We start from the raw sequence: 5,201 nt of genomic DNA, 5'->3' as shown, positions 1-5,201 counted from the left end.
CAATCACTGGGCATAGAGTCTCAAGACAAGCCCAGTGTGATCGTCCTGCCACCGGCTGAGGAGCGCAACCGGATTCTTGACCTGTTCAGGAATTGATGACCAAAGCCCAATGCCGGTCGCACCGGCGCTGGCCTCGCTCAGGCCCTCGATTTTTCAGGGCAGATCAAGGCTTGAACAACAAAACCTGCCCGCACTGCTCTGAGGCATAGCGCGACAGGCTTTCCCAAAACTCACCTTGGCCTTTGGTGTCTTGCCAATGCGCGCCGTCAAATTTGTAATGAAATCCGCCGCAGCGAGCGGCCAGCCACACTTCGTGCAGGGGCTTTTGCAGGTTGATGATGATCTGGCTGCGGTTGGGAAAAGTCAGCGTGACCATGCCGCCCACCCGCTGGTTATCGACGTCGGCATCGGTCTCGTCGTTCAAACGATCGCTGCTCATCTCTACGCCCGCCAGCAGGCGTTCAGCTTGGTCCAGAAATTCAAGGTCGGTCATTACAATCGTTGCATGTTGAAGTTAATCAAGATTCTAGTCACGGCGCATGTCCTTGTTGGCGGTGCGGCGATGTTGACCGCTTGTGGCCAAACGGGTCCCCTGTTTTTGCCGGACACTCCAATGGCCAAAGGCCGAGCCACATTGCCCCAGGCCCTGAACCCTTGGCACAACCAGACTTCGACCAGCCAAGCCGCCCCTCCCTCGACCGCACCTGCAGCCCCTGCTGCCCCCGCCCAATGAATGCAAACACCACCCCTGCCAGCCTGCCTGGTCAGCCCCACATCGCTTATGCGAACGATCAGCTCATGGTCGAAGGCGTGCGCCTGTCTGATCTGGCCCGCGAGCACGGCACGCCCCTGTTTGTTTATTCCAAGGCGGCCATGCTCTCGGCGCTGGCCGCCTACCAGCGCGGCTTTGCCGGGCGCAACGCCCAAATTTGTTACGCCATGAAGGCCAACTCCACCTTGGCCGTGCTGCAAGTCTTCGCTGAAGCCGGTTGTGGATTTGACACCGTCTCAGGTGGCGAGCTGGCACGCGTCTTGGCCGCCGGTGCAGACCCAGCCAAAGTGATTTTTTCAGGTGTCGGCAAAACACGCGCTGAGATGAAACAAGCCCTGCAAGTGGGCATTGGCTGCTTCAACGTCGAAAGCGAAGCCGAGCTCGATGTGCTCAATGAAGTGGCACTTGGCCTGGGCCAACAAGCGCCCGTCAGCCTGCGCGTGAACCCCAATGTGGACGCCAAAACCCACCCCTACATCTCCACCGGTCTGAAGGGCAACAAATTCGGCATTGCCCATGAAGACGCCATGCGCGCCTACCGGCATGCGACCCAATTGCCGGGACTGAAAGTGATCGGCATCGACTGTCACATTGGCTCACAAATCACCGAAGCCACGCCTTATTTGGACGCCATGGACCGGGTGATGGACCTGGTCTCCGACATCGAAGCGGCGGGCATCCCGATCCAGCACATCGACTTTGGTGGCGGTCTGGGCATCAACTACAACGGGGACACCCCGCCCGAAGCCGATGCGCTGTGGGCCCAGTTGCTGGCCAAGCTCGATGCACGCGGCTACGGCCAGCGCCAGCTCATGATCGAGCCAGGCCGCTCTTTGGTGGGCAATGCGGGCGTGTGCCTGACCGAGGTTCTTTACCTCAAACCGGGCGAACAAAAGAATTTTTGCATCGTAGATGCTGCCATGAACGACCTGCCGCGCCCGGCGATGTACCAGGCGTTTCACCAGATCGTACCGGTCTCGCCACGCGCTGCGCGAGACACGCAAGGAAGCACGCTGTACGACATTGTGGGCCCCGTCTGCGAGAGCGGCGACTGGATTGGGCGAGACCGCCAGTTGCGCGTACAAGCTGGCGACACACTGGCCGTGCTGTCGGCCGGGGCTTACTGCATGAGCATGGCCAGCAACTACAACACGCGGGGCCGCGCCGCTGAAATCTTGGTCGATGGCACGCAAGCCCACCTGATTCGTCAACGCGAATCGGTCTTCGACACCTTTGCGCTAGAGCAGCTGGTCTGAGGCGGCGCAGGCCCCGGCTTGCAGGGCTTTGGCCTCTTCAGCCTGCCCCCCCGCGTTCACCTCTCAAAGAGTCCGGTCGCGTCGTCGCCACCACTGCAACACGCGCCAGGCCAGCAGACTGGCCAGAATGCCTGCATAAACCAGCACCTCGGCAAAGTCTTGTTTGCCCGCACGCATCCACCAAAAATGCAAAATGGCCAATGCCGCTACCGCATACACACCCCGGTGCAGCCAACGCCAACGCTGGCCACCCAGCCAGCGGATGGCGCGGTTGAACGACGTGGCCGCAAGTGCTAGCAAGATCAAAAAAGCACCGAAGCCCACCAGGATAAAGGGCCGTTTGATGATGTCCTGCAAAGTATCTGTCCAGTCAAAACCCATGTCAAACCAGGCGTAACACAGCAGGTGCAGACTGGCATAGCAGAAGACCCACAAACCCAACATGCGCCTGAAACGCAGCAGCTCGGGCCAGCCCAGCAGGCCACGCAAGGGCGTCACGGCCAGCACCACACACAAGCTGCGCAAAGTCCAGTCACCCGTCGCCCGGATCAGGGCTTCAGCAGGGTTGGGGCCCAATTGGTCTTGCAGTGTTTGATGGAGCAAGCTTGCCAAAGGCAGCAAACCCAAGAACAAAATGACCCACCAAGCGGCGGGGTGGCGCAGTGCAGCCCTCATGCGTCAAGGCGTGAAGCAAAGCGTGCCAACACGGCAAATGGACACACCGCCGCGTCGCATCAGAAAAACTTTTTCAGATCCATGCCGGCATACAGCTGACCCACCTGCGGCTCGTAGCCATTGAACATCAGGGTTTTGCGCTTTTTGGCGAACAATCCGTCTTCACCGATGCGCCGCTCAGTGGCCTGGCTCCAGCGCGGGTGGTCAACCAACGGATTGACGTTGGAATAAAAACCATACTCCTGGCGTGCCGCTTTTTCCCAGGAACTCAGCGGCTGCTTGTCGGTGAAACGGATTTTGACCAGGCTCTTGCCGCTCTTGAAGCCATATTTCCATGGCACCACCAAACGCAGCGGAGCACCGTTTTGCTTGGGCATGACTTCGCCATACATGCCGAAAGCCAACAAACTCAGGGGATGCATGGCTTCGTCCATGCGCAAGCCCTCGACGTAAGGCCAATCCAACGCACCCGAGCGCAAACCTGGCATGGTTTGGGCGTCCGCCTGCGTCACAAACTCGACAAACTTCGCCCCGGGCAAAGGCTCGACCCGGCGGATCAAGTCGGCCAGTGAATAGCCCACCCAAGGAATCACCATGGACCAACCTTCCACACAACGCAGACGGTAAATGCGCTCCTCCATGGCCCCCCACTTCATCAGGTCTTCCAGGTTCACGCGTCCAGGTTTCTTGACCAAGCCTTCGATCTCCACGCTCCAAGGATCGGTTTTCAAGGTGTGTGCACGCTTGGCCGGATCGGCTTTGTCGGTTCCAAATTCATAGAAGTTGTTGTACGTCGTGGCGTCTTTGTAGGCCGTGGGTTTTTCCAGCGTCATGGCCCCAGCCAGCTTGATGGGCACCGAGGCCAAAGCCGCCCCTTGGCCGGGCTTGGCCATTTGGGCGCGGGCATCGCGCACACCCCATGCGGCCAAGGCCACACCTGCCGATCCCGTGGTGATTTGACGAATGATGTCTCTGCGGGCCTGGTAGACCCCGGCAGGCGTGATTTCGCTGGGTACTGGATGCGCATATCCAGTGGGTTTCGATGAAATGATCATGACTGGGGCCTCGGTTGAGAAGGATTTTGAGATTGTGATCGTTGTAGACCACTTTTGCAGCGCTGGGGCGATCGGCTTTGAAACACAAAGCAACGGCTGACCCATCAACACCTTCATTCACAAACTTTGATCCATATCACATCCCGGCACCGCAGGCGCGTCGACGCCTGCTGGATCGGGCCACGTTTGTGGATAAAATTAATTTTTTATCACCATATTGTTAAACACCATGAAAACCCAAGATCTGGTGGAGGTGGTCGATGACGATGCTGACATTCGCAGAATGTTGGTGATGGTGCTCGAGTCACATGGCTACAAGGTACGGGCCCACGACGGAGCTCATGCCTACTTGGCAGCGGAACGCACCAGCGGCAAACGCGTGATGCTTTTGGATGTGCGCATGCCCAAAATGACCGGCATCGAGTTGCAGGCCCACTTGGTCCAATCCGGGGACACCATTCCCGTGATTTTCATGAGCGGAGAAAGCCTGCCCCATGAAATGCGGGCCGCAGAACAGTCGAATGCGGTCACATTTCTCTGGAAACCCTTCAGAACCGAAGCACTGCTCAAGGCGATTGCCAGCGGTCTCGCTCAATTCGAGGGCAAGCCAGACTCAGTCACGCAGCGCTGAGCCCGGCAGTGCAGGCAGCGCGGCTGTCAGAGGGTGCCGTAACTGTGCAAGCCGCTCAGGAACATGTTGACCCCGAGGAAGGCAAATGTCGTGATACCAAGACCCACGAGCGCCCACCAAGCGGCGACGGTGCCTCTCAAGCCCTTCATCAGGCGCATGTGCAACCAAGCGGCGTAGTTCAGCCACACGATCAAAGCCCAAGTCTCTTTCGGGTCCCAGCTCCAGTAACCGCCCCAAGCCTCTGCCGCCCACAAAGCGCCCAGCACGGTGGCGATGGTAAAGAATGCAAAGCCCACGGCGATGGCTTTGTACATCACATCATCGAGAATTTCGAATGAAGGCAAACGCTCGGCAATGCGGCGACGCCCGGCCAGAATGCCGGCCACGATGAACGCAGAAATCCCGAAGTAAACCATCCAATAGCTGCTGGTCTGGTCGTTGGCGGATTGGCGAAAGACCACGGGCTCAAAGCACAGCACTATGCCCAACACCCACAAAGGCGCCAGCTTGTACCAACGGGTCTGGGTGGCTTGCTGCTTGATCAGGTAGGCAAAAGCCACCATGGCGGCCAGCGCAAAGGTGCCGTAACCAATGAAGTTGGCCGGAACGTGGATCTTCATCCACCAGCTTTTGAGGGCGGGCACCAAAGGTTGGATTGCGTGCGCCTCACGCACCAGGGTGTACCACAGCAAAAAGCCCACTGCGGCGCTGACGACCAGCATGACAAAAGCACCCAAGGCACGGGTCTTGTAATGCGCTTCGTAATACAAATAAAACGCCGCCGTCATCCAGCAAAACATGATGAAAACTTC

At 58.5% G+C, this 5,201-nt stretch carries 6 protein-coding genes and 1 pseudogene; 3 read left to right on the top strand and 4 right to left on the bottom strand.

Going from position 1 to position 5,201, the window contains the following annotated elements; genetic code table 11:
* Positions 1-163: 163 nt before the first annotated feature.
* Positions 164-493 (bottom strand): iron donor protein CyaY, encoded by a 330-nt coding sequence (gene cyaY, locus Q0341_RS09750; protein WP_299512627.1) that lies wholly within the window; start codon positions 491-493, stop codon positions 164-166.
* A gap of 12 nt (positions 494-505) precedes the next feature.
* On the opposite strand from cyaY, the pseudogene Q0341_RS15260 reads away from it, so the two are divergent.
* Positions 506-601 (top strand): annotated as a pseudogene (locus Q0341_RS15260) (lipoprotein); the annotation flags it as partial.
* Between the two features lie 128 nt (positions 602-729).
* The gene (lysA, locus tag Q0341_RS09745) at positions 730-2,028 is read left to right on the top strand and encodes a diaminopimelate decarboxylase (RefSeq protein WP_299512624.1); all 1,299 of its coding nucleotides are present in this window, start codon (positions 730-732) and stop codon (positions 2,026-2,028) included.
* Between the two features lie 63 nt (positions 2,029-2,091).
* On the opposite strand, the gene Q0341_RS09740 is transcribed toward lysA, so the two are convergent.
* Together Q0341_RS09740 and msrP are read right to left on the bottom strand one after the other, a co-directional pair.
* Positions 2,092-2,703, bottom strand: a complete 612-nt coding sequence (locus Q0341_RS09740) for a protein-methionine-sulfoxide reductase heme-binding subunit MsrQ (protein ID WP_299512621.1) — start codon at positions 2,701-2,703, stop codon at positions 2,092-2,094.
* Positions 2,704-2,762: 59 nt separating this feature from the next.
* Positions 2,763-3,758, bottom strand: coding sequence for a protein-methionine-sulfoxide reductase catalytic subunit MsrP (msrP, locus tag Q0341_RS09735; RefSeq protein ID WP_299512619.1), 996 nt, complete (start codon positions 3,756-3,758; stop codon positions 2,763-2,765).
* A 229-nt stretch (positions 3,759-3,987) separates the two neighbouring features.
* Between msrP and Q0341_RS09730 the strand changes: the two genes are divergently transcribed.
* Positions 3,988-4,389: a response regulator gene (locus Q0341_RS09730; protein ID WP_299512617.1), complete on the top strand. Its 402-nt coding sequence runs from the start codon at positions 3,988-3,990 to the stop codon at positions 4,387-4,389.
* Between the two features lie 26 nt (positions 4,390-4,415).
* On the opposite strand, the gene ccsB is transcribed toward Q0341_RS09730, so the two are convergent.
* Positions 4,416-5,201 (bottom strand): c-type cytochrome biogenesis protein CcsB (gene ccsB, locus Q0341_RS09725; RefSeq protein WP_299512615.1); only part of this gene is annotated, 786 nt, incomplete at its 5' end.

Origin of the sequence: uncultured Limnohabitans sp. (assembly GCF_937889215.1) — a bacterium.
In the GTDB taxonomy this organism is placed as follows: Bacteria; Pseudomonadota; Gammaproteobacteria; order Burkholderiales; family Burkholderiaceae_C; genus Limnohabitans_A.
Note: the sequence above shows the minus strand (reverse complement) of the source record. Positions and strands in the feature narration are given on the sequence as shown.

What these genes read in the sequence shown, in the direction of transcription:
- cyaY (WP_299512627.1), bottom strand. Translation starts at nt 493, where the DNA reads ATGACCGACCTTGAATTTCTGGACCAAGCTGAACGCCTGCTGGCGGGC.
- lysA (WP_299512624.1), top strand. Translation starts at nt 730, where the DNA reads ATGAATGCAAACACCACCCCTGCCAGCCTGCCTGGTCAGCCCCACATC.
- Q0341_RS09740 (WP_299512621.1), bottom strand. Translation starts at nt 2,703, where the DNA reads ATGAGGGCTGCACTGCGCCACCCCGCCGCTTGGTGGGTCATTTTGTTC.
- msrP (WP_299512619.1), bottom strand. Translation starts at nt 3,758, where the DNA reads ATGATCATTTCATCGAAACCCACTGGATATGCGCATCCAGTACCCAGC.
- Q0341_RS09730 (WP_299512617.1), top strand. Translation starts at nt 3,988, where the DNA reads ATGAAAACCCAAGATCTGGTGGAGGTGGTCGATGACGATGCTGACATT.